General features: G+C 65.5%; 24 protein-coding genes, 3 pseudogenes and 1 riboswitch. Of the genes and pseudogenes, 13 read left to right on the top strand and 14 right to left on the bottom strand.

Translation table 11 applies throughout. The annotated features are described in order from the left end of the window. Nucleotides 1-120 precede the first annotated feature (120 nt). The 6 genes from dmpG to LGN17_RS15500 all read right to left on the bottom strand — a co-directional run bounded on the left by dmpG (nucleotide 121) and on the right by LGN17_RS15500 (nucleotide 6882). A complete protein-coding gene (dmpG, locus tag LGN17_RS15525) occupies nucleotides 121-1152 on the bottom strand; it encodes a 4-hydroxy-2-oxovalerate aldolase (protein ID WP_226197579.1) in 1032 nt (343 codons plus the stop codon). Between the two features lie 16 nt (nucleotides 1153-1168). Beyond that, nucleotides 1169-2068 (bottom strand): acetaldehyde dehydrogenase (acetylating), encoded by a 900-nt coding sequence (locus tag LGN17_RS15520; RefSeq protein WP_226197578.1) that lies wholly within the window; start codon nucleotides 2066-2068, stop codon nucleotides 1169-1171. Between the two features lie 13 nt (nucleotides 2069-2081). Next, the gene (gene dmpE / locus LGN17_RS15515) at nucleotides 2082-2864 is read right to left on the bottom strand and encodes a 2-oxopent-4-enoate hydratase (protein WP_226197577.1); all 783 of its coding nucleotides are present in this window, start codon (nucleotides 2862-2864) and stop codon (nucleotides 2082-2084) included. Between the two features lie 96 nt (nucleotides 2865-2960). Continuing rightward, nucleotides 2961-4343, bottom strand: coding sequence for a DUF1329 domain-containing protein (locus LGN17_RS15510; RefSeq protein WP_226197576.1), 1383 nt, complete (start codon nucleotides 4341-4343; stop codon nucleotides 2961-2963). A 40-nt stretch (nucleotides 4344-4383) separates the two neighbouring features. Next, complete coding sequence (locus tag LGN17_RS15505) at nucleotides 4384-5949, bottom strand: DUF1302 domain-containing protein (RefSeq protein ID WP_226197575.1); 1566 nt, start codon at nucleotides 5947-5949, stop codon at nucleotides 4384-4386. Nucleotides 5950-6102: 153 nt separating this feature from the next. Continuing rightward, entirely contained in the window at nucleotides 6103-6882 is a 780-nt protein-coding gene (locus LGN17_RS15500; protein ID WP_175966166.1) for an SDR family oxidoreductase, read from the bottom strand. A gap of 137 nt (nucleotides 6883-7019) precedes the next feature. Between LGN17_RS15500 and LGN17_RS15495 the strand changes: the two genes are divergently transcribed. The 7 genes and pseudogenes from LGN17_RS15495 to LGN17_RS36870 all read left to right on the top strand — a co-directional run bounded on the left by LGN17_RS15495 (nucleotide 7020) and on the right by LGN17_RS36870 (nucleotide 12550). Continuing rightward, on the top strand, nucleotides 7020-7856 hold the full coding sequence (locus LGN17_RS15495; RefSeq protein WP_226197574.1) for an alpha/beta fold hydrolase: 837 nt from the start codon (nucleotides 7020-7022) through the stop codon (nucleotides 7854-7856). A 66-nt stretch (nucleotides 7857-7922) separates the two neighbouring features. Next, nucleotides 7923-8711, top strand: a complete 789-nt coding sequence (locus tag LGN17_RS15490) for an SDR family NAD(P)-dependent oxidoreductase (RefSeq protein ID WP_226197573.1) — start codon at nucleotides 7923-7925, stop codon at nucleotides 8709-8711. Between the two features lie 117 nt (nucleotides 8712-8828). Further along, nucleotides 8829-9245: pseudogene (locus tag LGN17_RS15485) on the top strand (electron transfer flavoprotein subunit alpha/FixB family protein); the annotation flags it as partial. A 3-nt stretch (nucleotides 9246-9248) separates the two neighbouring features. Then, nucleotides 9249-9776 carry a transferase hexapeptide repeat family protein gene (locus LGN17_RS15480; protein WP_226197572.1) on the top strand — a complete coding sequence of 176 codons (528 nt, stop codon included), beginning with the start codon at nucleotides 9249-9251 and terminating at the stop codon, nucleotides 9774-9776. Nucleotides 9777-9874: 98 nt separating this feature from the next. Further along, nucleotides 9875-10123 carry a hypothetical protein gene (locus LGN17_RS15475; protein ID WP_226197571.1) on the top strand — a complete coding sequence of 83 codons (249 nt, stop codon included), beginning with the start codon at nucleotides 9875-9877 and terminating at the stop codon, nucleotides 10121-10123. A gap of 279 nt (nucleotides 10124-10402) precedes the next feature. After that, nucleotides 10403-10702, top strand: coding sequence for a hypothetical protein (locus tag LGN17_RS15470; RefSeq protein ID WP_226197570.1), 300 nt, complete (start codon nucleotides 10403-10405; stop codon nucleotides 10700-10702). Nucleotides 10703-11110: 408 nt separating this feature from the next. Beyond that, nucleotides 11111-12550, top strand: coding sequence for a collagen-like triple helix repeat-containing protein (locus LGN17_RS36870; RefSeq protein ID WP_264165959.1), 1440 nt, complete (start codon nucleotides 11111-11113; stop codon nucleotides 12548-12550). 121 nt (nucleotides 12551-12671) lie between these two features. On the opposite strand, the gene LGN17_RS15460 is transcribed toward LGN17_RS36870, so the two are convergent. Next, entirely contained in the window at nucleotides 12672-13133 is a 462-nt protein-coding gene (locus tag LGN17_RS15460; protein ID WP_226197568.1) for an Lrp/AsnC family transcriptional regulator, read from the bottom strand. A gap of 116 nt (nucleotides 13134-13249) precedes the next feature. Between LGN17_RS15460 and LGN17_RS15455 the strand changes: the two genes are divergently transcribed. Beyond that, entirely contained in the window at nucleotides 13250-13882 is a 633-nt protein-coding gene (locus tag LGN17_RS15455; protein ID WP_226197567.1) for a LysE family translocator, read from the top strand. 105 nt (nucleotides 13883-13987) lie between these two features. On the opposite strand, the gene LGN17_RS15450 is transcribed toward LGN17_RS15455, so the two are convergent. Further along, nucleotides 13988-14635 carry a LysE family translocator gene (locus LGN17_RS15450; RefSeq protein WP_175966143.1) on the bottom strand — a complete coding sequence of 216 codons (648 nt, stop codon included), beginning with the start codon at nucleotides 14633-14635 and terminating at the stop codon, nucleotides 13988-13990. Between the two features lie 96 nt (nucleotides 14636-14731). Then, the gene (locus LGN17_RS15445) at nucleotides 14732-15577 is read right to left on the bottom strand and encodes a GNAT family N-acetyltransferase (protein WP_226197566.1); all 846 of its coding nucleotides are present in this window, start codon (nucleotides 15575-15577) and stop codon (nucleotides 14732-14734) included. Nucleotides 15578-16023: 446 nt separating this feature from the next. Between LGN17_RS15445 and LGN17_RS15440 the strand changes: the two genes are divergently transcribed. Continuing rightward, nucleotides 16024-16458 carry a lysozyme inhibitor LprI family protein gene (locus LGN17_RS15440; protein WP_226197565.1) on the top strand — a complete coding sequence of 145 codons (435 nt, stop codon included), beginning with the start codon at nucleotides 16024-16026 and terminating at the stop codon, nucleotides 16456-16458. A gap of 381 nt (nucleotides 16459-16839) precedes the next feature. On the opposite strand, the gene LGN17_RS15435 is transcribed toward LGN17_RS15440, so the two are convergent. Both LGN17_RS15435 and LGN17_RS15430 read right to left on the bottom strand, forming a co-directional pair. Continuing rightward, nucleotides 16840-17415 carry a hypothetical protein gene (locus tag LGN17_RS15435; protein ID WP_226197564.1) on the bottom strand — a complete coding sequence of 192 codons (576 nt, stop codon included), beginning with the start codon at nucleotides 17413-17415 and terminating at the stop codon, nucleotides 16840-16842. A gap of 375 nt (nucleotides 17416-17790) precedes the next feature. Next, the gene (locus tag LGN17_RS15430; RefSeq protein ID WP_226197563.1) at nucleotides 17791-18684 is read right to left on the bottom strand and encodes a LysR family transcriptional regulator; all 894 of its coding nucleotides are present in this window, start codon (nucleotides 18682-18684) and stop codon (nucleotides 17791-17793) included. A gap of 107 nt (nucleotides 18685-18791) precedes the next feature. Here LGN17_RS15430 and LGN17_RS15425 point away from each other — a divergent pair, with 107 nt between their 5' ends. Continuing rightward, the gene (locus LGN17_RS15425; RefSeq protein ID WP_226197562.1) at nucleotides 18792-19400 is read left to right on the top strand and encodes a short chain dehydrogenase; all 609 of its coding nucleotides are present in this window, start codon (nucleotides 18792-18794) and stop codon (nucleotides 19398-19400) included. A 227-nt stretch (nucleotides 19401-19627) separates the two neighbouring features. Here the strand turns inward: LGN17_RS15425 and LGN17_RS15420 are convergent, their stop codons facing one another. From LGN17_RS15420 to LGN17_RS15410, 3 genes are all read right to left on the bottom strand, one after another. Beyond that, nucleotides 19628-21556 carry a TonB-dependent receptor domain-containing protein gene (locus LGN17_RS15420; protein ID WP_226197561.1) on the bottom strand — a complete coding sequence of 643 codons (1929 nt, stop codon included), beginning with the start codon at nucleotides 21554-21556 and terminating at the stop codon, nucleotides 19628-19630. Between the two features lie 83 nt (nucleotides 21557-21639). Then, the gene (locus LGN17_RS15415) at nucleotides 21640-21807 is read right to left on the bottom strand and encodes a hypothetical protein (protein ID WP_226197560.1); all 168 of its coding nucleotides are present in this window, start codon (nucleotides 21805-21807) and stop codon (nucleotides 21640-21642) included. Nucleotides 21808-21895: 88 nt separating this feature from the next. Then, a riboswitch (cobalamin riboswitch) is annotated at nucleotides 21896-22089 on the bottom strand. A gap of 143 nt (nucleotides 22090-22232) precedes the next feature. Continuing rightward, a complete protein-coding gene (locus tag LGN17_RS15410; RefSeq protein ID WP_226197559.1) occupies nucleotides 22233-23171 on the bottom strand; it encodes a LysR family transcriptional regulator in 939 nt (312 codons plus the stop codon). 168 nt (nucleotides 23172-23339) lie between these two features. On the opposite strand from LGN17_RS15410, the gene LGN17_RS15405 reads away from it, so the two are divergent. The 3 genes and pseudogenes from LGN17_RS15405 to LGN17_RS15395 all read left to right on the top strand — a co-directional run. Beyond that, nucleotides 23340-24500 carry an alpha/beta fold hydrolase gene (locus LGN17_RS15405; RefSeq protein ID WP_226197558.1) on the top strand — a complete coding sequence of 387 codons (1161 nt, stop codon included), beginning with the start codon at nucleotides 23340-23342 and terminating at the stop codon, nucleotides 24498-24500. After that, nucleotides 24501-24931 (top strand): annotated as a pseudogene (locus LGN17_RS15400) (zinc-binding dehydrogenase); the annotation flags it as partial. It lies immediately after the preceding gene. 31 nt (nucleotides 24932-24962) lie between these two features. Next, a pseudogene (locus tag LGN17_RS15395) lies at nucleotides 24963-25094 on the top strand (SDR family NAD(P)-dependent oxidoreductase); the annotation flags it as partial. Nucleotides 25095-25141: the final 47 nt, after the last annotated feature.

The following is a 25141-nucleotide window of genomic DNA, read 5'->3' as shown; positions in this document are numbered from 1 at the left end:
GAGAGCGGCCGCGACGCGTCACGCGGCCTGCCGGGCGCGCAGCGCGCCTACCCCCGTCAAAAGAAAACGGGGCTAGCGCCCCGTTCACACCGCTTCCGGATGGAAGACGGCCGTATGCGATTACGCCGCCACCGACCGCGCCCGCACCATCGTCAGCGCCGCGTCCTCGATCATGTCTTCCTGCCCGCCGACGAGCCGCTGCCGGCCCAGCTCGACGAGGATGTCGCGCGCGGGAATCCCGTACTTCGCTTCCGCACGCTTCGCGAACAGCAGGAACGACGAGTAGACGCCCGCATAACCGAGCGTCAGCGCGTCGCGGTCGAGGCGGATCGGCGCATCCATGATCGGCACGACGAGATCCTCGGCGACGTCCGAGATCGCGAACACGTCGACGCCCGTCTCGATCCCCATCCGGTCGCATACCGCGACGAACACTTCCATCGGCGTGTTGCCCGCGCCGGCGCCGAGGCCGGCCGCGGCCGCGTCGATCCGGTTCGCGCCGGCAGCGACGGCCGCGACCGAGTTCGCGACGCCCATCGCGAGGTTGTGGTGGCCGTGGAAACCGAGTTCCGTCTCCGGCTTCAGCGCGTCGCGCACCTGGGCGATCCGTGCGGTCACATCGTCGGGCAGCATGTGGCCGGCCGAATCGGTGATGTAGATGCAGTTCGCGCCGTACGATTCCATCCGCTTCGCCTGCACGACGAGCTGCCCGGGCGACGACATGTGCGCCATCATCAGGAATCCGACCGTATCGAGCCCGAGCGTGCGCGCGAGGCCGATGTGCTGCTCCGACACGTCGGCCTCGGTGCAGTGCGTCGCGACGCGGATCGTGCCGACGCCGAGCGCGTGCGCCATGCGCAGGTGCTCGACGGTGCCGATGCCCGGCAGCAGCAGCGCCGACACCTTCGCCTGCTTCAGCTCCGGAATCACGGCGCTCAGGTACGCCTCGTCGGTATGCGCGGGAAACCCGTAGTTGACCGATGCGCCGCCGAGCCCGTCGCCGTGCGTGACCTCGATCAGCGGCACGCCGGCCGCGTCGAGCCCGCGCGCGATGTCGCGCATCTGGTCGAGCGTGATCTGGTGGCGCTTCGGGTGCATGCCGTCGCGCAGCGACATGTCGTGGACGGTGATCTGCTTGCCTGCAAGTGACATCGCGTGGCTCCTCGACTCAAGCGGTGGCGGCCGTCGCGGCCAGCATCTGTTCGGCGAAACGCTCGGCCGTGGCGGCCGCGGCGGCGGTCATGATGTCGAGGTTGCCCGCGTACTTCGGCAGGTAATCGCCGAGCCCCTCGACTTCCATGAACACCGACACGCGATTGCCGTCGAACACGGGGCCGTTCTTCAACGCGTAGCCGGGCACGTAGCGCTGCACCTCCTTGACCATCGCATGCACGGATGCCGTGATCGCGTCGACGTCGGGTGGCCCGTCGGTCAGGCAGTGGATCGTGTCGCGCATGATCAGCGGCGGCTCGGCCGGGTTGATCACGATGATCGCCTTGCCCTTGCGTGCGCCGCCGACCTGTTCGATCGCGCCGGACGTCGTGCGCGTGAATTCGTCGATGTTCTTGCGCGTGCCGGGACCGACCGAGCGCGACGACACGGTCGCGACGATCTCGCCGTACGCGACCGGCTGCACGCGCGATACCGCGTACACCATCGGGATCGTCGCCTGGCCGCCGCAGGTCACCATGTTCACGTTCGCCTGCGCGCTGTCGAGATGCGCGTCGAGGTTGACCGGCGGCACGCAGTACGGCCCGATCGCGGCGGGCGTCAGGTCGATCATTTTCACGCCGAGCGCGGTGAGCTTGTCGGAGTTGTCGCGGTGCACATAGGCCGACGTCGCGTCGAATGCGATGCGGATGTCGTCGGCGGCCACGTGCGGCAGCAGTCCGTCGACGCCCTGGTCGGTGGTCTTCAGGCCGAATTCGCGCGCCCGCGCGAGACCGTCGGATGCAGGATCGACGCCGACCATCCACACGGGTTCGAGCACCGGCGAGCGGCGCAGCTTGTAGAGCAGGTCGGTGCCGATGTTGCCGGGCCCGATCAGTGCGCATTGGATTTTCTTCATCAGGAGGGTTCCTTTAGATAAAGCGGACGTCGCAGCCGCCGATGCCCGAGATCTGCATCGACAGTGCGTCGCCGGCCGTGACCGGAATCAGTTTCGCGAGCGAGCCGGACAGCACGATCTCGCCGGCGAGCAGCGGCACGTCGTAAGCGGCGAGCGTGTTCGCAAGCCACGCGACCGCATCGGCAGGGTGGCCGAGTGCGGCGTCTCCGCGCCCTTGCGCGACGCGCTCGCCGTTTTTGTCGATCGTCATTTCGCACGCCGCGAGATCGAGCGTGCGCGGATCGACACGCGCGTCGCCGAGCACGTACACGCCGCACGACGCGTTGTCGGCGACGGTGTCCTCGATGCGGATCGCCCAGTCGCGGATGCGCGAATCGACGATCTCGAAGCAGGGCGCGACGGCGGCCGTCGCGGCGATCACGTCGGTGCGGTCGATGCCGGGGCCGCGCAGGTCGCGTGCGAGGATGAACGCGATCTCGCCCTCGGCGCGCGGCGCGATCAGCGAATCGGCGACGATCGCTTCACCGGCCGCGTAGTGCATGCCGGACAGCAGGATGCCGAAATCGGGCTGGCGCACGTTCAGCATGTCCTGCACGGCCTGGCTCGTCACGCCGATCTTCTTGCCGACCACGGTCTCACCGTGTTCGACACGGCGTTCGATGAAGCGCTGCTGGATGCGGTAGGCATCGTCGAGCGACAGGCGGCGCGGGCGGCTCGACAGCGGAGCGACCGGCGCACGCGCGTGCCACGCGGCGTACAGCTCGTCGCCGAGCGACGTATGCAGGCGGGAAGACATGAAAGGGCCCTCGAATCTCGAATGGAACAGGCCGCCGTCGCGGGCGGCACCGTGCGCCGGCGCGTGGGTCGCGGGCATGCCGCGCCGACACGTTGCTTAGTTACCCGAACTGCGGATCGCGTCCGGCGAGAAGTACGCCTCGTTGAACTGCGGGCTGTTGTCGAGCTTCGGCATCGGGCCTTCGTTCGTCAGGCGGTCGGCCATGTACGCGCCGGAGATCAGGTCGTGGTAGAACACGACGCCGGGGTAGAACACCTTCGCGTCATACGCGTACAGCGTCGTCGCGACGTTGGTGCGCCACAGCTGGCCGCGTGCGTCGTAGTTGTCGGCGAGCAGCGTCATCCACGAATCCTCGTCGATGTAGAGCACGCGCTTCGCATACTGGTGACGGTAGTTGCTCTTCAGCGTCGCCTGCAGCACCCACACGCGATGCAGCTCGTAGCGGATGTATGACGGGTTCTCGTGGCCCTTGGTCAGCAGGTCGGCGTACTTCACCGAGCTGTCCATCGCCTTGTAGTTGTCGTACGGCACGTAGATCTCGCGCTTGCCGACGATCTTCCAGTCATAGCGGTCGCCGGGACCGTTGTACAGGCGGTCATCGTCGACGGTGCGGAAGCCGCCCGGGCCTTGCGGCTGGTCGTAGCCGTACTCGGGCGCCTGGCGCACGCGGCGCGTGCCGGGGTTGTACATCCACGTGCGCGACGAGTTGTCCGCGCCGGCCTTGTCCCAGTTCGTGAAGCCGACGATCAGCGAGCCGCGATCGGACAGCGGCAGCTCCGTCGCGTTGCGGTAGTACGTGCGGTTGTTCAGGTCGCTCTTCACGTCGAACTTGCCGGAATTGCGCGGCGAGTAGATGTCGTAGCGCACCTTGCCCCACGCGATGTTGCCGTCCGAGTACACGACCGCCTGGTCGTAGGTCGCCTGCTCGGCGCCGATCGCCGACGAGAAGCGCTGGTTCCACAGCAGCTCGGCAGCGGTCTTCGGGATCGGGTACGGCACCGTGGGTGGCGCGTTCGTGAGGCCGTTCGCGTCGGACGTCATCGTCGAATCCGGCGCGTAGGTGCGGATGTCCTTGTAGACGGAATCCGCGTAACGGAAATCGCGATGGCTCGGGTAGACGTTGATCTTGAACGTGGCCGGGTAGCGCTTGAACATCGCCTTCTGGCCGTCGGTCAGGTGCTCGGCGTACTGCGCCATGTTTTCCGCGGTGATCGTCGCGATCGGCTTGTCGTTCGCGAACGGATCGGGGTAGCGGCTGCCGCGCTTGTACTGCACGTCCGGCGGCGTGCCGAGCCACTTGCCTGACCACTCCGGCACGCCGCTGTCCTTGCTCGCGGCGCGCACCGCGCCCATCGGCGTCAGCGGGCCGTCGAGCGCCTTCAGGTCGTCCGGCGTGACCTTCGGGAACGACGCCGTCGCGACGACCGCGCACGCGGCCATCACCGACGCGCGCAGGAGGGGGAGATGAATGCGTTTCATATCGATCCTCATATTGCTGAATGACGAGCGGCCGGGCCGCTCAGAAGTGGTAGGTCGCCGTGGCCAGCACGTAGTCGCGATCCGCGAGCGGGCGCGTGACCGGGTTCGGCGATCCGAGGAACTTTGCGTAGACGAGCGACAGCTGCAGGTTGCTCAGGCGCGTGAAAGTGACGCCCGCCGTCACGCGGTGGTCGCCCTGGCCCGTCAGCGAGCCGAGCGCACCGGCGAGCGGCGACGTGCCCGTCAGGTCGTGCGTGTAGGTCAGCGGCACGTCGAGATCCCAGCCGTTGAACACGTTCTTGTAGCTGAGCGTCCATGCGATCTCCATCGCGAGCGCATTGCGCGAATTCGCGAGCGTGGTCGAGCCGTCGAGTTCCGAAATGCCGCCGGCGTGCACGTACGTGAGTTCGCCGATCAGCGACTGCGAATTCGCGAGGAAGCTCGGCCCGATCGAGTAGATGCCGGACAGGTTGGTCTGCAGCACGTTCGCACGGGTCGACTGCGGGCCCGTCGGCGTGTTGACGAGCACCGCCGCGCCCTGGCGGTACGACACTTCGCCCGCGACGTTCACCGGGCCGACCTGTGTCGAGAAGCTCGCGCCGGTCAGCTTGATGTTGCTGAAGTAGGTCTGCTGGTACTGGAGCGTCGGGAAGTACGTCGTGACGACGCTCGGGTTCATGTCGTTGTAGTGCAGGTGGTACAGGCCGAGCTCGGTGTCGCCGAGTACGCGCAAGCGCGCGCCGATCCCCCACTGGTTGCGGGCGCTCGGCTTGTCGTCGGGGCCGCGCGGAATGATCATCCCGCCCGGGCCGATGATGAACTGCGCACCGGGGCCCGTGACGTCGGAATAGCTCCAGTACGTGCCGGGCGCGGTCAGCCGGTTCTGCTGGAACGAGAGCTGGTAGTAGCCGAGCAGGCTGAAGTTCGGCGTGATCTGCCACTGCGTCGAGATCTGCGGCACCGGCAACAGGATGTCCTTCACTTCGGCGCCGGCCATGTACGACTTGGTCGCGTCGGACGGCCCCTGTGCGCCCGCGATGTTCGGGAAGAACAGGCTCTCGCCCCACGCGACGACCTGGTCGCCCACTTTCACGTTCAGGCTCGTCGAACCGATCCTGAACGTGTTGTACGCATACGCGGCGAGCAGCGTGGTGTGGCCGCCCGACCAGTAGCGCGCGTCGCTCGTGAAGGTGTTGTACTGGCCCGACTGGTTCACGGTGCCCGGCGCGTCGTTGTAGTTAGGATGGCGATACGCCTGGTCGTAAAACGTATCCGCGCGCACGAACACGCCCCAGTCGTCGTGCTTCAGGTTCACTTCGCCGAGCAGGCTGACCTGGTTCTCGATCAGCTTGTTCTTCGCGAAGTTGCGGTCGCCGTCGTCGCCGTTGATGTTCGCCGGCGTGAGGAGATTGCCGCTCGGCGCACGCGTACGCATGCCGAGGCCGTAACTGAGCGTGAACGTGTAGTCCAGCGTCGTGTCGGCGCCCAGCTCGATCGTGCTGCCTGCGTGTGCGCCGGGAGCGGTGCACGCCAGCAGCGCGGCGGCCAGCGTCGACAGCGTGGCGGTTGCCCGCTTGTCGGTACGGCGCGAAATCCGTTGATGCATGGTGTCTCCTCTGGGGGGTATCGACGTCGGTCGACTTTGTGTTGTCGTGAGAGGCAGAGTAGGGAGATCGCGGTAGCAGGGAATCGTCAAAATGAACTAGATGACTTCCCTAGCAGGCTGTTGAAAAGCGCCGCACCGTTTGTCATGCGTGTATCAGCGCGCGGCCGCCTGCGCGGCCGACAGGAACGCGGGCCGCTCGCCGCCGCCGTCGAGCCGCAGATTCGCGCCCGACGTGTACGACGCTTCGGGCGACGCGAGGAACAGGCATGCGGACGCGACGTCGTCGGGTGTCGCGAGCCGTCCGGCGGGAATCGTCGCGCGGATGGCGTCGAGCGCATCGTCGTCGCCGTAGTGGCCTTCGGTGGCCGATTCCGTCTGCACGAGGCTCGGGCTGATCGCGCCCACGCGCACGCGCGGCGCCCACTCGACCGCGAGCGACGTGACCGCGTTGACGAGGCCCGCTTTCGCGGCGCCGTATGCTGCCGTGCCGGGCGATGGCCGCGACGCGCTGACGCTCGCGATGAACAGCATCACGCCGCCGTCGGGCTGCGGCTGCATGATCGCGTTTACGCGCTGCGCGAGCTGCAGCGGCGCGATCAGGTTCAACCGCACGATCGATTCGGTGAAGCGCGGCGAGGCATCGGCCGCGAGCGCGAACGGCGAACCGCCCGCGTTGTTGACGAGCACATCGAGACCGCCCGCCGCATCGCGGATCGTCGCGAGCATCGCGTCGACCTGTTCGAGGTCGCGCAGGTCGGCCGCGACGAATGCCGCCGTGCGGCCGCCGGCCGACGGCGGTGTGTCGGGCGCGCTGCGTCCGCAGACGAACACGCGCGCCCCCGCCGCGAGAAAGCGCTCGGCGATGCGCCGCCCGATGCCTTTGGTGCCGCCCGTCACGAGCACCGTCTTGCCGCTGTAGTCGAATCCGTTCATCGTCGCCTCCGTTTCGGTGGGCCGATGATAGGAAGAAGCGCGCGCGGCTTCGTAGTCTGAAAGGATGATGCCGGCCGGCGCCGGCCGCGCAATCATCGTGGCAGACATCCATCGAACGACGAAGGAGACAACCCGCGATGACGATCCCCACGACGCCGCCGGCCGGCATCTTCACCGACGTGCCGGGCGGCCTGCGCCTGCACCACTACGAGGCGGGCGAAGGCCGGCCCGTGGTGTTCATCCACGGCAGCGGCCCGGGCGCCAGCGGTTTCAGCAACTTCAAGCACAACGTGCCCGCCTTCGCGGCGGCCGGCTATCGCGCGATCGTCGTCGATCTGCCTGGTTACGGGCAGTCGTCGAAGCCGTCCGACGTTGCCTATACGCTCGATTTCTTCGTCGGCGCGCTGCATGCGCAGCTGGACGCGCTCGGGATCGGTCCGGCCGTGCTGCTCGGCAATTCGCTCGGCGGCGCGATCGCGCTGAAGTACGCGCTCGACTACCCGGACGAAGTCGACGGGCTGATCATGATGGCGCCGGGCGGCGTCGAGGATCGCGACGCCTATTTCCGGATGGAAGGCATCCAGCGGATGGTGCAGCTGTTCACCCATCGCCAGATGAATGACGACACGATGCGCGAACTGCTGACACTGCTCGTGCACGACCCGGCGATCGTCACCGACGCGCTCGTCGCGGAGCGGATGACGGTGTGCGTCGAGCAGCCGACCGAAGTGCTGTCGACGATGAGCGTGCCGAACCTGACCGACGCGCTCGGCGACCTGCGCACGCCGGTGCTCGGCTTCTGGGGCACGGACGATCGCTTCAATCCGGTCGGCGGCGCGCTGAAGTTCCTCGAACGCTGCCGCGATGCGCGCTTCGTGCTGATGAACCGCTGCGGCCACTGGGTGATGGTGGAACACGCCGGCTATTTCAATCGGGAATGCCTCGATTTTCTTGCGACGCGCAATACGCGATAACGCCGGATGCCTCTGACGGCCGGCCTGGGTGCGGGCGGCCCGCCTGAACACCTACATGGAGACGACATGAAGCTCATCGAAGACCTGTTCGACCTGCGCGGCAAGGTGGCCGCGATCACCGGCGGCGCGCGCGGCATCGGCGCGGAGACCGCGCGCACGCTGGCTGCCGCCGGCGCGAGCGTCGCGATTCTCGACGTGCTGTCGCAACCGGCGCAAGCGCTGGTCGAGGACATCCGCGCGCAGGGCGGCCAGGCCGCATGCTGGTCGCTCGACGTGACGCACGAGGCCGACGTGGCGCGCGTGTTCGGCGAGATCGTCGCGCGCTTCGGGCGCCTCGACGTGCTCGTGAATAACGCGGGCATCGAAGGCCACAACGTGCCGACGCACGAGCTCACCCTCGCGCAATGGCAGCGCGTGCAGGACGTGAACGTGAACGGCGTGTTCCTGTGCACGCGTGCCGCGATTCCGCATATCGACGCGGCCGGCGGCGGCTCGATCGTGAACCTGTCGTCGATGTACGGGATCGTCGGCGGGCCCGACGTGCCCGCGTATCACGCGTCGAAGGCTGCGGTACGGATGATGGCGAAGGTCGACGCGATGCTCTACGCGGCGAAGAACATCCGTGCGAACTCCGTGCATCCCGGCTATATCCGCACGCCGATGCTTGAGGAAGCGTTTCGCCAGATGGGGCAGGACCCCGATCGTGCCTTCGAGTACATGCAGACCAACGTGCCGATGGCGAAGATCGGCAGCCCGCGCGACATCGCGGCCGGGATCCTGTATCTCGTGTCGCCGGCGGGCCGTTACGTGACGGGCGCGGAGCTCGTGATCGACGGCGGGTTTACCGCGCGCTGACGCGGCGCACGCAACGGAACAGGAGACAGGCGGTTGAAAGCGCTCGTGGCAGTAAAACGCGTGGTCGACGCGAACGTGAAGGTCGGCGTGAAATCCGACCGGACGGGCGTCGACATCGCGAACGCGACGCAGTTCGTGAGTCGTGACGTGACGAAGCTGGACCGTTCGGAACTCACGACCGCGAGCATCGTCGTGTCGGGTAGCCGTGGCCTCGGTAGCGGCGAGAACTACGCGAAGGTGCCGGAGCCGCTGGCCGGCAAGCCGAACGCGGCAATGGGCGCCTCGCGCGCGGCAGTCGACGCCGGCTACGTGCCGAACGACTATCAGGTCGGCCAGGCCGGCAAGATCGTCGCGCCGCAGCCGTACATCGCGGTCGGTATCTCGGGTGCGATCCAGCACCTGGCCGGCATGAAGGATTCGAAGGTGATCGTTGCGATCAACAAGGATCCGGAAGCACCGATCTTCAGCGTGGCCGACTACGGTGTGGTCGGCGACCTGTTCACGCTCGTGCCGGAAGCGGCCGCGGCGCTCTGACCGATGCCGCTGTTCGAATTCAACGGGATGCGCCCGCGCATCGACCCAACCGCGTATGTCGATCCGAGCGCGGTCGTGATCGGCGACGTGACGATCGGCGCGCGCTGCTACATCGGCCCGCATGCGAGCCTGCGCGGCGACTTCGGCGCGATCGTCGTCGAAGACGGCAGCAACGTGCAGGACGGCTGCGTGCTGCACGTCGGGATCGGCGAGACCTGCCGGCTCGGCGTCAACAGCCACCTCGGCCACGGTGCGATCGTGCATGGTGCGACGCTCGCGCCCGACACGATGATCGGGATGAATGCGGTCGTGATGGACGGTGCGACGATCGGCGCCACGACGATCGTCGCCGCGTGCGCGTTCGTGAAGGCCGGTTACGACGTGCCAGGCGGCGTGTTGCTCGCGGGCATGCCGGGGCGCGTCGTGCGGCGGCTGAGTGATGCGGAGATCGACGCGAAGGCGAACGGCACGCGGATCTATCAGCAACTGGCGGCGGACTGCCTGAGGAGGATCAGGCGGATCGACGGGTGAGCGGCGGGCATCCGGGCGACCCAGGATGTGACGGATTGCCGGGCAGGTTGCCGTTGCCGTAAGATCGTCACAGGCTTTCCCACCGGCATCCGCATGTCATGAAAAAGACCATCCGTTTGCGGCTCACAGTCATTGCGTCGGCTTTTGCCGTCTACAGCGTCTATATGCACATCCAGCAATTCATCGGTGGCTGCGTGTGGGTCAGGGGCCATCAGCGCTGCAGTTTCGAAAACAGCGCGAACTTCGAAGGCTGGATGGATCTCGACCTGATGATCGCCTGCTGCTGGGTCGCGGCGGCGGTGGTGGGCTGGATTTCCGTCGTGCAGGCCGCGAAGAAGCCGGGTTGAAGGCTGGCGTGTCTTGCGCGCGAAAGCGATTGCTGTCAATCCGTGACAACGATCGTCCGCGCGGCGCCGCCGCAATCGTCCGTGTTGCACCCGGATCCCCGTGCCGCGGGCGCAACCGGTCAACAGGATCGGGATTCTTTCGATCGTCGATGCACCGTCGGCACAGACGCTGCTACGGGCCTCGATTTCCATCCGCCGCCATCGGCGGTCGTTGTGCTGATTCCTTCCGTGCCCGGATAATGATCCGGCGTCGCGCACGCCGCGCGAGGGGAGGCTCCCATGCAATTTCCGACGGGATCGGTGGTCGCGCTCAGTTCGGCCGCCGCGACGATGTTTTCGATGGGCATGCTGTTTCTCGGCTACTGGGGTTTGCACGAGCCGCTGCCGTGGCGGTTCGGCGACTACGTCGTGATCCTGCCCGCGCTGGCCGGCTTCGCGTGCCTCGCCAGCGTGCCGTTTCTCGCGACGTCGCCGATGAAAGCACCCGATGACGAGGCGCGGATGTTCGTCGCGCGGCGCGTGTTTTTGTGCGGCGTGAGTGCGGTGTGGTGTGCGATCGTCGCATCGCTGTTCGTGTGAGATTCGGGCGGGAGTGGGTGAGCCGGCGCTCGCCGGCGCGGCCCCGTGCGAGCGTGTCGAAACGCCTTGCGTGCGTTCTTGACACACGGTTTTCAAGCGTCAACTCGGGCTGTCGTGGCGGTTTCGATTTCCCCGTGCATCGCACGAAGCGATGGCGATAGGGGCGGGACCGCGTCTTTCGTCACACGATGCTACGTAACGCAGGGCCCGCGTTACGTACGTGTTACCCGAGACGCGGGGTTGATCGCAGGAGTGGGGGCGAGTGCGGATGTCTCGCGTCGCCGCCCGGATGTTCGTTGGAACGCGGTAGTCCGGCGTATGTGTGAAGCCGTCGACGATGCCGATCGCATTGGCACGATAGATGCTTGTCGAGATGATCGAGCTGAAAAAAAGCGAACGGGGGCTTCCATGCAAAATCATTTCATCAAGGCGAATGCTGCGGTCGCAGCCATTGCCGCGGCTTGCGCATTGGCTGCGTGCGGCGGCAGCGACGTCACATCGCCGACGCCGGGCGGTAACAACGTCGGAACGACAAGTACGAGCGGCACGAGTGGAACCAGCGGCACGAGTGGAACCAGTGGCACGAGCGGGACCAGTGGCACGAGCGGAACCAGCGGTACGAGTGGAACCAGTGGCACGAGCGGAACCAGCGGTACGAGTGGGACCAGCGGTACGAGTGGAACCAGCGGTACGAGTGGAACCAGCGGTACGAGTGGGACCAGTGGCACGAGCGGAACCAGCGGTACGAGCGGAACCAGCGGTACGAGTGGGACCAGCGGTACGAGTGGGACCAGCGGGACGAGTGGGACCAGTGGCACGAGTGGCACGAGTGGCACGAGTGGGACCAGCGGGACGAGTGGCACCAGCGGCACGAGTGGAACCAGTGGCACAAGTGGAACCAGTGGCACAAGTGGCACAAGTGGCACAAGTGGAACCAGTGGAACCAGTGGAACCAGTGGAACCGGCGGTACGAGTGGGACCAGCGGCACCCCAGGCACCAACGGCATCATCAGTTCCGTCGGCGCGGCCGTCATTGACGCGGGCGTCACGATCAGCGGCGTGAGCCCGCCCGTGGGCAAGGGCGTGACCACCGGCCTCGGCGATACGGTCACGGGCGCCGGCACGATCATCCGCGACACGTCGAACGCCGTGAGCAACGGCATCGGCCAGATCGGCTTCACGGCGAACCCCGTCGGCACGACGGTTGCCGGGCTGGGCTCCATCGTCGGCTCGGTCAGCAACCCGGTCACCGGCCTCGGCGAAACGGTGAAGGCGCTCGGCACCGGCCCGCTGTCGCCGTTGGCGCCGCTCACGACGCCGGTCGGCGGCCTGCTCGATACAGTGGCAGGCGGCATCAAGACGGGCGGCACCATGCTCGGCTCGGCGCTTTCGTCGGGCCCGGTCCAGCAGACGACGCAGGCGATCAGCACGGCGATCACGCCGCTCGTCACGACCGTCGGCCAGGTCACGCAGCAGGTCGGCACGGCAACCGGCCTCGGGCAGCCGGTCGCCGGCCTGCTCGGGCAGATCGGCGGCGCGATCACGTCGGCGGGATGGAAGGTGACGTCCACGTCGCCCCAGCCGCTGGTCGGTGGCGTCGGCGGACTCGTTCGTGCGGTCGGCAACACCGTGACCAATGTGGGCGGCCTCGTGAACCCGAGCGGTGCGAACGGCGCGGTGCCGGTCGCTGGCCTGGTGACGAGCGTGGTCGGCGGCATGCCGGCGACCGTCCACGACGGTTCCGCGACCGGCACGGGCGGCGGCTCGCCGCTGGGTGGTCTCTCCAATCCGCTCGCGCCCGTGACGGGGCTGGTGGGCGGCCTGCTTGGCGGCTTGGCCGGCAAGTAGGCGATCGATTCCGATCGTCACGGCGGCAACCGGCCAAGCAACCTCGGCCTCCGGTTACCGCCGGCCAGGATTGCTGGATGATCCCCTGCGGGAACCGGATCGGACGCGGCTGCTCGATGCGTCAATCGCGAACGACGTCGCGTTGCGACGGCGGCCGCGCCAGCCCGCGTGCGGGCAGCGGCGTCGACATCACGATCGACGTGCGTGTTTCGCCGTACAGGTTGATGCGTTCAATCAGTTGTTCGAGATGGGTCATGCTGATCGCGGCGAGCCGCATCATGTACGAGTCCGCGCCCGTCACGTGATGGCATTCGACCACTTCGGGAATGGTCTCCAGCAACCGGAGGAATTTCGCTTTCGCCGGCTGCGGCACCGTGATGCCGATCAGCGCGCTGACCGGATAGCCGGCCGCGGCCGGATTGATCCGGGCCGTATAGCCCTCGACGACCCCGGCCGCTTCAAGCCGCTTCACGCGCTCCGTCACCGCCGGCACCGACAGGTGCACCTGGCGCGCCAGCTCCGTGTAGCTGATGCGGCCGTTGGCCTGCAACAGCGTCAGTACCTTCCAGTCCAGATCGTCCATCGCGGCGGGATTTTTTAAGGTGGAGTGGCCATTTTTCCTTAAAAACCGCATTCAGCGATGACGGGACTTTCCCTACGATGCCTGTTCCACCCGTTGCATCTCGCAAGGAGCAGGCGATGCTGTTCATCAAATCAGTCGTGATGGGGCTGTCGATCGCGGTGCCGGTCGGGCCGATCGGCATGCTGTGCATCCAGCGCAGCCTGAGCCGCGGTTTTCAGGCGGGATTCGCGACCGGCGTCGGCGCCGCGTGCGCCGATGCGATCTACGGCCTGCTTGGTGCGCTCGGCATCGCGGGCATCGTCACGGCATTCCCGATGCTGACCGTCGGCCTGAAAATCGGCGGCGGCGCGTTTCTCGTGTGGCTCGCGTGGACTATCGCGCGCCAGGTGCCGGCCGCGTCGACCGCGCAACGCAACCTGCCGCGCACGACCGTGCTGCGCGATTTCGTGACGACGTTCGGCCTGACGCTGTCGAACCCGATGACGATCCTGTCGTTCGTCGGGATCTTCGCGGCGCTCGGCCCGCTGTCCGGGGCGCGGGAGGGGGCGATGTGGCCGGCCGTGGCGTCGATGGTCGCCGGCGTGTTCATCGGTTCCGCGACGTGGTGGCTGTGCCTGAGCGGTACGACCGCCGCGCTGCGCACGAAGATGTCGTTTGCGTTCATGCACGGGCTGTCGCGCGTGTCGGCCGCGGTCATCGCGGTATTCGGCGTGATTCAGGTCGTCGCGGGCGTGCGTGGCGTCGTTTAGGTCGATACGTCGTCGCGCGTGTCGCGTTGTGACCGGATGCGTCGAATCAGGTCATCGAGCGTCCCGACATCGAGGACAGCACGCGGCCATCCCCGGGGGGAGAGATTACGCGGCAGGCCGACGCAGCATTGCCAGCAACACGCCGAACCCGATCATCAGCGAACCACTGGCCCGGTTCAGCCACGTGAAGCCCTTGGGGTTCGTCGCCAGCGAGCGCAACCGTGCGCCGATCACGGCGTAGGTCACGATGGCCACGAGTTCCAGCATCAGGAACGTCGCGCCGAGGGCGGTGAAGCTGAGGGCGTAGTGCGTTCGGTCGACGAACTGGGGAAAGAATGCCGTAAAAATCAGAATGGCCTTCGGATTGCCGGCCGCCACATAGAATTCCTGTTTGCAGTGCTTCACCAGCAAGTCCGCCCGGTCCTTCCGGGCCACCGCCGGCTCCGTCTCGACGACAGGCTGTTCGGCAGGCTTCGAACGCAGCAACTTGATACCTAGCCAGACGAGGTAGGCTGCACCGCCGAACTTCAATACCGAAAACAGGGTTTCGGAAGCGAGCAACAATGCGCCGAGGCCGAACCCGGTTATCGCGATCATGATGGCAAACGCCGCGAGACGCCCGAACGATGCGGTCACCGAATGCAGCACACCGTTGCGTGCCCCGTTGGACAGCGAAAGGACGTTGTTCGGTCCGAAGGCCATATTGAGCGCAAAGCAGGCCGGCAGAAACAGCAGGTAGGTATGCAATGACATGTCGTGAATTTTCGTGGTTGTTTGCCGCAGTTTACAACGGCGAAAACGGCACCGCGATCCCGCTCGATGCGCGTTCAGTCGCCTTGCTCGTGACGATCACCCCAGCTCGAACGACGTCACCCCGAAGACGCGATCGATTGCGATCGCCGGCGCGTCTTTCGTGTACATCCGGGCGGTTTCGAAGACGCTCGTCATGCCGTGCCGTTCCGCCAGCGCGACGGCCGCGGGGTTCGTTTCCGGTACGTCGAGCACGATGACCTCGCCGGGCATGCGCGCCGCCAGCGCACGAAATATCCCGGTGGCGACGCCGGCGTCATCGGCGAAGAGCGGGCCGATCTTGCAGCCGGTCTTGCAACGGCGCACGACACCGTAACCGGCGATACGGCCGGCGTCGACTGTCGCGAGCGCAAACGCATCCGGTTGCGCGATCCACGCGGAAACGAAACGCTCGCGCACTGCGGGAAAACACTGGCGATCGTAAGCGAGCAATGGCTCGAACGGCACGTCGGCCGCTGCCGCCACATGCGCGCACCCGATGCCGTCCACGCGCCCCTGGTAGCGGATGTTGCGGTACGCGAGCCGGAACCCGGACTTCCGGTAGTTCGCCTGCTGGGCGACGACCCCGTCGAGCCCGATGTTGCGGTCTCCAAGGTAATGCATGCCGTGCCGCCAGATTCGCATGCCGAAGCCCTTGCCGCGAAACCCAGGTTTGACGATGTAGAGACCGATGAAGCCGAAGCGTTCGTCGTAGGCGACGGCGGAAAGGCACGCGACTGGCTCGCCGCGCCAGACGCCGACGAAAAAGCCGGCCGGATCCGCTTCCCTGAAACACGACGGATCGTGCAGGCCGGGGTTCCAGCCTTCCGCAGCCGCCCATTCGACCGCCATGGCGACCTCGTCGGCCGACATGGTGCGCACGATGAAGTCTTCGCGTTGATCCATGGTTCGCCCCAGTCGCGGCTTGGAGGATTGCCGCGTCGCGTTACGGGATGGGCATCGGGGAGGCGCCGGCAGGCGAACCCTTGGCTGCCGAACGAGTCATCATAATCCTCCCGAGAGCGGAAAGGTGACGCCATGCCGTCGCGGGATGTGTGGTGTTGGTCGAAGCGGATGCGTCCGGCAGCGCCCGGCGAATGTTTGGAATCAGATGTGGAACCGTCATCAAGATTGTTTCGATCCGAGGTGCGCTGCGATTGGCTCGTATCGGCTGCCATTTTCAGTCACTCGACATGGTCGTATAGTTCGTTGACAATCAGCTTTTCCGAAGTTGGTCGCGCTTGTTAAAAACAAGTCAATGGTATGTGTTTCAGTCGGCGCTATCGACAGCGATCGGCACCAGAATTACTCCGATCGCCATGCGGATGAGAAAAGCCGGAACAGGAGCAAGAATGCATATTGGCACATCGGCGTCCAGCGCCCGTCGCGTAGTGTTCGGCGTCGCCATGGCACTGACATTGTCGTGGTTCACCGCTGCGCAAGCGCAGAGCTGCGCACCGGATAGCGTGGCGCGCGAGTGCTTGCTGCAGCGTAGTCAAGATGAATTTCAGCAAGCAGACGACGAATTGAACCGCACTTACCAAAAGGTTTTGAAGTCGATGTCTCGGCCACGTGACGAGTACGTCAACTATCCGGTACTCAAGGTGAAATTTGTCGAGGCTCAGCGGCAATGGGTTCGTTTTCTGGGAAACGAGTGTACCGCTTGGTATCTGATAAACGAGGCGGGTGAAGATCGCAATCTTGATCTACTGACTTGCGAAATCGACAGAACACGTGATCGTACGCGTGAATTAAACGCGTGGCTTAAGCAAGTGAGTCATGATTAGCGTAGCGCTAGTGTTGTGAGTTAGAAATTCGTTGAATAAATTGCCACCTGTAGTAGTGTTTGGTGAATGCACGAACACGACGAGGCGGCGATGGGCGGACGACCGAAGGTGAGCGAATCGGAGCGCGATCAACTCACGGCCCTGACGATGCGATGTAAGGCGGCGCAGGCGTTGGTATTGCGAGCGCGGATCGTGCGCCAACGCTCCCACATTAACGCCTTCTGGGTGTCTGTATAGTAGATCCGCCGTCTCTGTTTCATGACAACACTCCTTGCTGCTATGCAGCCTCAAGTGTGTTGCATAGACGGGTTGAATCCGCAGCCAGCAAGAGACATTCGCCCGCGTGGCGAAAATCGTTGCGATTAGTAGAGGAGGAACAGCTTACTCTGCAGCACTCCATTCGCAGAATCGATTGAATAATCGGAATCCAACATAGTCAGCTTCCCGCTTGTATAGCCAACGATAGTAGCAATCCCAGTAGCTAATCATTCGATCGCGAGTTCTTTGGAAAAAGAGCGAATTCTCTCGGAAAAACGCCCCGTAGATACATTGATCCATGGAGGGCAAGTGCGCTTCGACGGTATCGAGAATCTCAATGACATATTCGCCGCACAGCTGCACAACGAATGGTGCAACCCAAGGTTCAGGAGACGCTATTACCCGTTCGATCAAGCGCTGGCGTACATGGCCATCATGATGTCTCGTTAGCAAGCACGCGTATACGGTGGCTTGAATTTTATTCAGACATGAGAACAAGGTTTCGTCGGGATCGTCGTAAATCCGATATGGTATGCAGAGCGATTCGCCTCGAACAACGACCTGCAATCCATCATCGGTTGCGTTGCCACGTCCAATCAAATCCGCGACGACACTCACATCCGAGCGCAACGCCTTCGGAAAAGCCGCTATGAATGAACTGAATAGGGTCGCGTTTGCAGTTGGTTGAATGAGAGTCATACATCGTCGCGGGTAGTACGAGGTGTTGCCATTGTGGCATGGGAGTCTCAGAGACCATCAATATTCCTCCCCAATGTCCGTTTCCGGTAACCTCGACTGTCCACTTCGGGTCGATCTGCGCCGGTCGCACTTTGTAGGGCGGTGGCCGGCCGCGTTCGGCCAGGAGCGGCCCTCGTCGGATGCGTTGGTCGGACATTCACATGACTGCGCCACTCCGCAAGCCGTCATTCGGTCGGCGGGGCCACCTCGCATCTTGTGTCCTTTGCGTGAGCGCCTGTTGTGTCTTTGAAAGCGAGCGTTTGCGTTGTGTCCCGAGGTGCCTCAGCCGAAACGAAGGCGCTATTCTTCGCGCATATCACCAAGCCGAAAAGCACACTACGACGCCTCACGCTCCGTCACATGCTCGAGCAAATGCGCTACAAAGCGGGTGAGCTTGGGCAGCGGGCGCCGGTCGTGTCGATACACGATATGAACGGGGTGTGGCTTCGGCGAGTAACCTTGTAGCACTTGTACCAACGCGCCGCTTGCCAGATCGTGGCTCACCAGGACTTCCGGTTGCAGCAGCAATCCCGCGCCTGCGATTGCGGCCATCCGCAGGCCGTTGCCGTCATTGCAAGTGAACACCGATTCAGCCGTAAAGTGCGTGCTGTCATCGTCCCCGAGCTTCCAGCCGTTTCGGCTGTTCCACACCGTGTGAGACAGGCAGTGATGCGCGCTCAGATCCTGTGGCGTCTCCGGACGCCCGTACTGAGCGAGATAGCCCGGCGATGCACAGATCACCATGCGATACCGGGTCAACGGCCTTGCGACGAGGTCGGCATCACCCAATTCGCCAATGCGGATCGCTAGATCAAAACCCTCGTCGATCAGGTCGACGTTGCGATTGCTCAATTCCAGCTCGACACGCACGAGCGGATACATCTGCCGGAAAGTCGCGGCTAGCGGCGCAATGACACAGGCGCCAAAGGTGATCGGCGCGCTGATTCGCAACGTACCGGAGGGTGACGCGCGTAGCCGTTCAACCGACGTTTCGGCGATGCGCATGTGTTCGAGTGCACGCTTGGCGTCTTCGTAGAACACGCGACCGGCGTCAGTCAGACTCTGGCGCCGGGTAGTGCGCTCGAGCAGGCGCGCAGCGAGACGCTCCTCCAGTTCGCGCACATACTTGCCGACCATGACCGCCGAGATTTCCAGCCGCCGCGCTGCCTCGGTGAAGTTGCCGCCTTCGACGACGGCAACAAAGGTTTCCATGGCACGCAGTCTGTCCATATTGCGAACTGTAGATTAGTAGTGTCGGAAATTAGAGCACATTTATCGGATCGTTGGTTCGGTGAAGAATGGCGACGTTCCAACCTGAACGCGAAAAGGAGTGTTCGATGAAGATCGTCGTAATCGGTGCCGGCGGGGACGTCGGTCGTGCCGCGGCAGATGAGCTTGCGCGTGATAGCAAGCACGAAATCATTCGTGTTGGCCGCACCCATGGAGACCATCAGGTCGACATCACCCGTGACGACAGCGTTGGTTTGCTGTTCGAGCAGATCGGGTGCGTCGATGCCATCGTTGTCGCCGCAGGTAATGTCATACTGGCGCCGATCGAAAAAATGACGGCGTCCGATTTCCATAAAGGCCTGCAGGACAAGTTGCTCGGTCAGGTGCGCGTCGCGCTGGTTGGTCAGCATTACCTGAGCGATGGCGGCTCAATCACGCTGACGTCTGGCATTGCCGTCGATGATCCGATTGCGCAGGGTTCTCACGCCGCAGCGTCGAATGCCGGGATCGAAGGGTTCGTGCGTGCAGCTGCGTGCGATTTTCGCCGGGGTATCCGAATCAATGCCGTCAGCCCAACCATGCTGATCGAATCCGTGGAACGGTTTGGTCCCTTCTTTCCCGGTTACGAAGGCGTGCCGGCGACACGTGTGGCAATTGCCTATCGGCGCAGCGTGGAGGGCGTGCATAGCGGCCGCATATATCGGGTTGGCCACTAAAATAGAGCTCTCGCGGCACATCAACCGCTCCAGTTTGTCGCCATTGCTACCCATATTCGTCCCGGGAATGGCCGCTCTACATCGGAACGCGCCGCGTGGGTCACGCGACGGCGACCGGCAGCAACGGGTCGAAATCACCCGTTCCACCGCCCGATGACCCAAGCCCCGCATGCCGCATTGCCCCCAGGCCTTGCCGCACACCGCGCCAAGGCCTCCCCGTCAACGTGTCAGAACGTGTAGCTCACCTTCCCGAACGCCGTCCGCCCAAGCGTGTTGTACCCGTACGCGGTCATATACTGCCGATCGAACAGATTCGACACCGTCGCCGACACGGTCAGGTGCGAATTGATCCGGTACGACGCGCGCAGCCCGACCGTCAGATACGAAGGCAGATAGGTCGAGTTCGCCGGGTCGTCGAACGTCGTGCCGCCATAAAGCAGCGATGCCCCGGTGCTCAACGCATGCAGGTGTAGTTCATCCCACGTGTGATCGATGTTGAGGCTGACCGTCTGGCGCGGCCGGCGGTTGAGCCACGAATCGTTGGTCTCGTCCTGCGGATTCAGGATCCCGACCGCGAGGCTTACCGGCGTCGAGCGGCCGATCGTCCCCTTGTACGACAGGTCGATCCCGCGGATATGCGCGCGGCCGATGTTGATCGGCGAGAACGTCGCCGGGTTGTACGCGATCAGGTTGCTGACGCGCGTGTCGTAGATCGCGGCCGTGAACGTGCCGTACGACGTGTTCGCGTCGATCGCGGCCTCGACCGAATTGCTGCGCTCGGGGCTGAGATTCGGATTGCCGTAGCCGGGGTAGTACAGGTCGTTGAACGTCGGCAGCCGGAACGCATTGCCGTACGACACGCGCGCCGTGTACACCGGCGTGATCGCCCACGACAGCGCCGCGTTGCCCGTATTCACCGACTGCCCGGCGATGATTTCATGACGCCCCGCGAGGAACATCGTCACGCTGCCGAGCGTCGCCGACTGATGCAGCGAGAACGCCGAATCGTTGCGCGTCGGCACGCCGTTCGGAATGTCGATCGGCAGGAATGCCTGCTCACGCGTGAAGTCGTACGCGAGCTTGGTTTCGCCCGACAGCGGCAGTCCGAACAGATGGAACCCGCGCTCCTGATGCGTCAGCGACGTCGACGTGCTGATGCGCTGCGAATTGATCTGGTCGGTCGGGATCGTCGGATCGTTTGCGTAGATGAACTCGCGATCGTTCGAATACCCGAACGACTGGTCGAACTGCGTGTCCGGCGTGATGTCGAGATGGAACGCGACACCGGTCGTCAACTGATGATCGAGCTGGCGGTTGCCACCGCCGAGATTATCGAACGACAGATCGGACCGGTGATACAGCGCGAACGTCGAGATCGACCAGTTGTCGCGCGCGTAGCCGAGGCGCGCATCGAGATCCTGCGCGTGGTACGGGTTGCGGCCGTCCTCATGCCCGTACGCGAAAGGCCGCGTCGAGTCGATGCCGGCCGTGTTGTACGAGTGCAGGCCGAGCGAGTACGTGAGCCCGCCGAGCGCGGCGAGCGGCCCGGTCGACGGCACCGTGCCCGACGTGCGCAGCTGCGTGTCGAACGTCTTGTTCGACCCGCCGCCGAACGACACGGTGGTCTGGTTCGGCTGGTTGGCCGCGCGGCGGGTGAAGAGCTGCACGACGCCGCCCATGGCATTGGCGCCGAACGAAGCGGCGGCCGGCCCCGAGATCACTTCCACGCGTTCGAACGCTTCGGTCGGCAGATCCGCCCACGGCGCGATGCCGGTGGTCGACGAGCCGATCCGGATGCCGTCGATGAACACGGCGACCTGGCTGGCCGACGAGCCGCGGATGCTGACCGACGCGGATGAACCGGGCCCGCCGTTCTGCGAGACCGTCACGCCGGGCAGCGTTGCAAGCGCCTGCGTGATGCTCGGATCGCTCGGCGACAGCCGGTCGAGATCGGTGCGCGTGAGCACCTGGGTCGTCGCATAGCGCTGGTCGAACGACTCGGGTAGCCGACGCGTGTCGGTCACGTTGATCGTCGGCAGGTCGGCGCTTTCGGCGGCCGGGGCCGGTTGCGAAACCGCGGCGTCGCCGGCTGCGTGGGCGAGGGGCGAGAGGAGCGCGGTCGCGGCGGACGTGGCAAGGAGGTGTCGAATCTTCATCTGGCTGTCGCTGTTGCCGGGCTGCGCATGCGTCGATCGTGAGCGGGCGGCGGGCAGCACCGGTTTTGTTATCGGTGATCGGGTTATCGCGCGACCGGGCCGGGCAGGCCCTTGTCGCGGGCGTCGGCGCGGCGCATGCCGGCTGACGCGATCGAGCGGGAACGGCGCGCGCGAGCAGGCGGGCCGTGCATGCCGGCGGCGTGCCGGTGCGACGCTTCCGGAGCGGAAGCGGATGCGGTAACGGTGGACATCGGGCGGATCCTGAGGTCGGGCCGTCCATGCAACGGGCACCGCGAAAGGCGGTGCTGGCGCATCGGGACACCCCGCCCGGTGCGGTTGCTTGGACCTCGGGTCGATGGCAGGTCTCCTGGCTCGCGGGTCCTGATTCGTGCCAGCCTTCCCGGTTTCCCAGTGGCATGCGGTGGCACGGATTCGCCGCTCACAGTTGCGGGGGCAGCCGCAGATTCGAGGCGCGGCCTCTCCTGCGTTCCCTTTTGATCCCGTTCCCGGGAACCATCAGCGCGCAAGGGTAATGGGCACGTCGGCGGCGCGTCAATCGTTCATGTGCGTGCCGCCCGGAATGCGCGCGAATGGCAACAGTTCCTTTCCAATTTCTTTCAAGTTGGTGCCGGAACGTGCATTGAAATGCGCTCAAGTCTGATGAATGGCGGCGGGGTTACGCGATCGGAGGCGCCGGTTGCGCGGGCCACGGGCCGTCCCACGGCGGCGACTCGCCGAACGCGTCGACCAGATAGTCGACGAACCGGCGCATCTTGAGCGACACGTGGCGTGCACTCGGGTACACGGCCTGAATCGTCAGCGCCGTCGCGTGATAGTCGGGCAGCAGCGCGACGAGTTCGCCGCGCGCCAGATGGCCGCCGAACACGAAGGTCGGCCCGTAGGCGACGCCCGCGCCGGCCAGCGCGGCCGCCAGCAGCATCTGCATGTTGTTGGCGGACAGCCGGCAGGCGCCGTCGATCGCATGCGCACGGTTGTCCGCATCGACGAGCGTCCAGTCACCGGCCGACACGGCTTCGCTGAACGCGAGCCGGTGCGTGCGCCGCAGGTCGTCGGGCGTGCGTGGCGTGCCGTGGCGCGCGAGATACGCGGGCGACGCGCACACCGTCATGCGGCACGGCGCGATGCGTCGGGCGACGAGCCCCGAATCGGGCAAGCGCCCGATCCGGATCGCGAGATCCGCGCCGATGCTCAGCAGGTCGGCATAGCGATCGTCGAGCAGCACCTCGACGTCGACACCCGGATGCGCGTCCAGGTAGCGCGCGACCACGTCCCCCAGGTGCATCGCGCCGAACGTCACGGGCGCGGCGACGCGCAACACGCCGCGCGCGACGCCTTGCGAATCGCTCGCCTCGCGATTCGCCTCGTCGAACGCCTCGAGTATCCGCTTGCAGCGGTCGTAGTAGGTATGGCCGACCTCCGTCAGGCTGAGGCGGCGTGTCGTGCGTTGCAGCAGCCGCGCGTTCAGCTCGGCTTCGAGCGCGCTCACGTACTTGCCGGCCATCGCCGGGGACAGCCCGTAACGCCGCGCCGCCGCCGCGAGGCTGCCCTCGTCGACGGCCGCCACGAACACGCCGATGCAGGTGAAGCGGTCCATGAACCCTCTCCTCGATTCGATAGCCTGATTATCGACTGCACGTCGCGAATCGCCAATTATCAAATCCGGTGCCCGACTCTACGATGACGTCACGGTCGAACGCGGGCCGGGCCCGACCGGGCGAAGGCCGCGTTCCACCTTTCTTCATCAGGTTTTGACGGAGCAATCATGGCAACCGACATTCACGCAAACGGCATCCGGATTCGCGTCAGCGAACAGGGGCACGGCGAAGTGGCACTGGTTTTTCTGCATTACTGGGGCGGCTCGTCCCGCACCTGGCGATTCGTCGCGGACGAACTGTCCGACGCATACCGGACCGTCGCGACCGATCATCGCGGCTGGGGGCATTCGGAGGCGCCTGAAGCCGGCTACACGATCGCCGACCTGGCCGACGACGCGCAGGGCGTGATCGCCGCGCTCGGACTGAAGCGCTACGTGCTCGTCGGCCATTCGATGGGCGGCAAGACCGCGCAGTTGCTGGCGTCGCGCCGGCCGCGCGGGCTCGAAGGCGTCGTGCTGGTCGCGCCGTCGCCGCCGTCGCCCATGCAACTTCCCGACGCGCAGCGCGCGGGCATGGCTGGTGCATACGATACGCGCGAGTCGATTGGCCAGCTGGTCGATCATGTGCTTGCCGGCAGCCCGCTCGAACCGGCCCGCCGCGAGCAGGTGATCGAGGACAGCCTGCGCGGGGCGCCGCAAGCGAAATTCGCGTGGCCGAACATCGCGATGCGGGAAGACATCACGGCCGAGGTCGCGGCGATCGACGTGCCGGTACTCGTAATCGCCGGCGAGCACGATCAGGTGGATCGCGTCGACACATTGCAGGCCGAGCTGCTGCCGAGAATTCCGCGAGCCCGTCTCGAGATCCTGGAGGGTGTCGGCCACCTGTCGCCGCTGGAAGCGCCGTCCGCGGTCGCGGGGTTGATCCGCCGTTTCGTCGACGGGCTGGGCCACACAGCGCGTACGCCGGAGCAGGTGCCGCCTGCATTCGACACGGCGTTCAATGCCGGCGACGCCGACGCGGTCGTCGCGCTGTTCAGCGAGGGCGCGACGATGCGGATGACGAACGGCGAGATCGTCGCCGGCGATCGTGAGGCATTGCGGTCGCAATTCGCCGCGCTGCTGGCCATGCGTCCGCGGATCGTCAATCGGGTGCGCCGCACGCTCGTCAGCGGGGATGTCGCGCTGGTGCTGCTCGACTGGACGCTCACGATCGCGCGTCCGGACGGCATGACGCGGACCGAAACCGGCACGGCGACGCAGGTGATGGCGCGAAGCGCGGGCGGCGGCTGGAAGCTGCGCATTTCGAATCCGCTGGGGCTCGACTGAGCGGGAGCGGAATACGTGGTCGTGCGCCGCGACTCGGTTGTGCGCATGCCCGATGCGGTGAGCGTGGCAGAAGCCGCCACGGTGCTCAAGCCTGCGCTCGCCGCATGGGCCGGCCTGTTCGACGATGGCGGGCTGCGCGCGGGCTAGACCGTGCTGGTGCACGGCGGCGCGGGCGCGGTCGGCACGTTCGCGATGCGGCTCGCGGTGCATGCTGGCGCGCCCGGCGCGGCTTGCGCGCCGCGATGATCTATGGCCGGATGCCGAGCGGCGGCGCGCTCGGCCGGATCGCCGGGCTGCTCGAAAAGCGCGCGCTGCGCGTGCCGCGTTTCGAGCATATTCCGCTCGAACAGGCGGCCCGCGCACTCGATCTCGTTCAAACGGGCGAGGCAAAAACCAAGCGGGTCCTTCATGTTGCGGATATCGCCGGCTGAGCGGCCCGTGCGCTCATCACTGGAGACAACGATGACCGACACCCAAACCGGCGTACTGGCCGGCAAGCGCGCGCTCGTGACGGGTGCAAGCCGTGGCATTGGCCGTGCGATCGCGCAGCGACTCGCATCCGAGGGCGCGACCGTCTTCGTGACGGCGCGCAGCAACGCGCGGTGCGTTCCCTCGACGGCCGCACGGTGCCGCAGCCGGCG

Origin of the sequence: Burkholderia sp. AU30280, from assembly GCF_020420125.1 — a bacterium.
Classification (GTDB): Bacteria; Pseudomonadota; Gammaproteobacteria; order Burkholderiales; family Burkholderiaceae; genus Burkholderia.
This window is presented reverse-complemented; position numbering and strand designations above follow the sequence as displayed.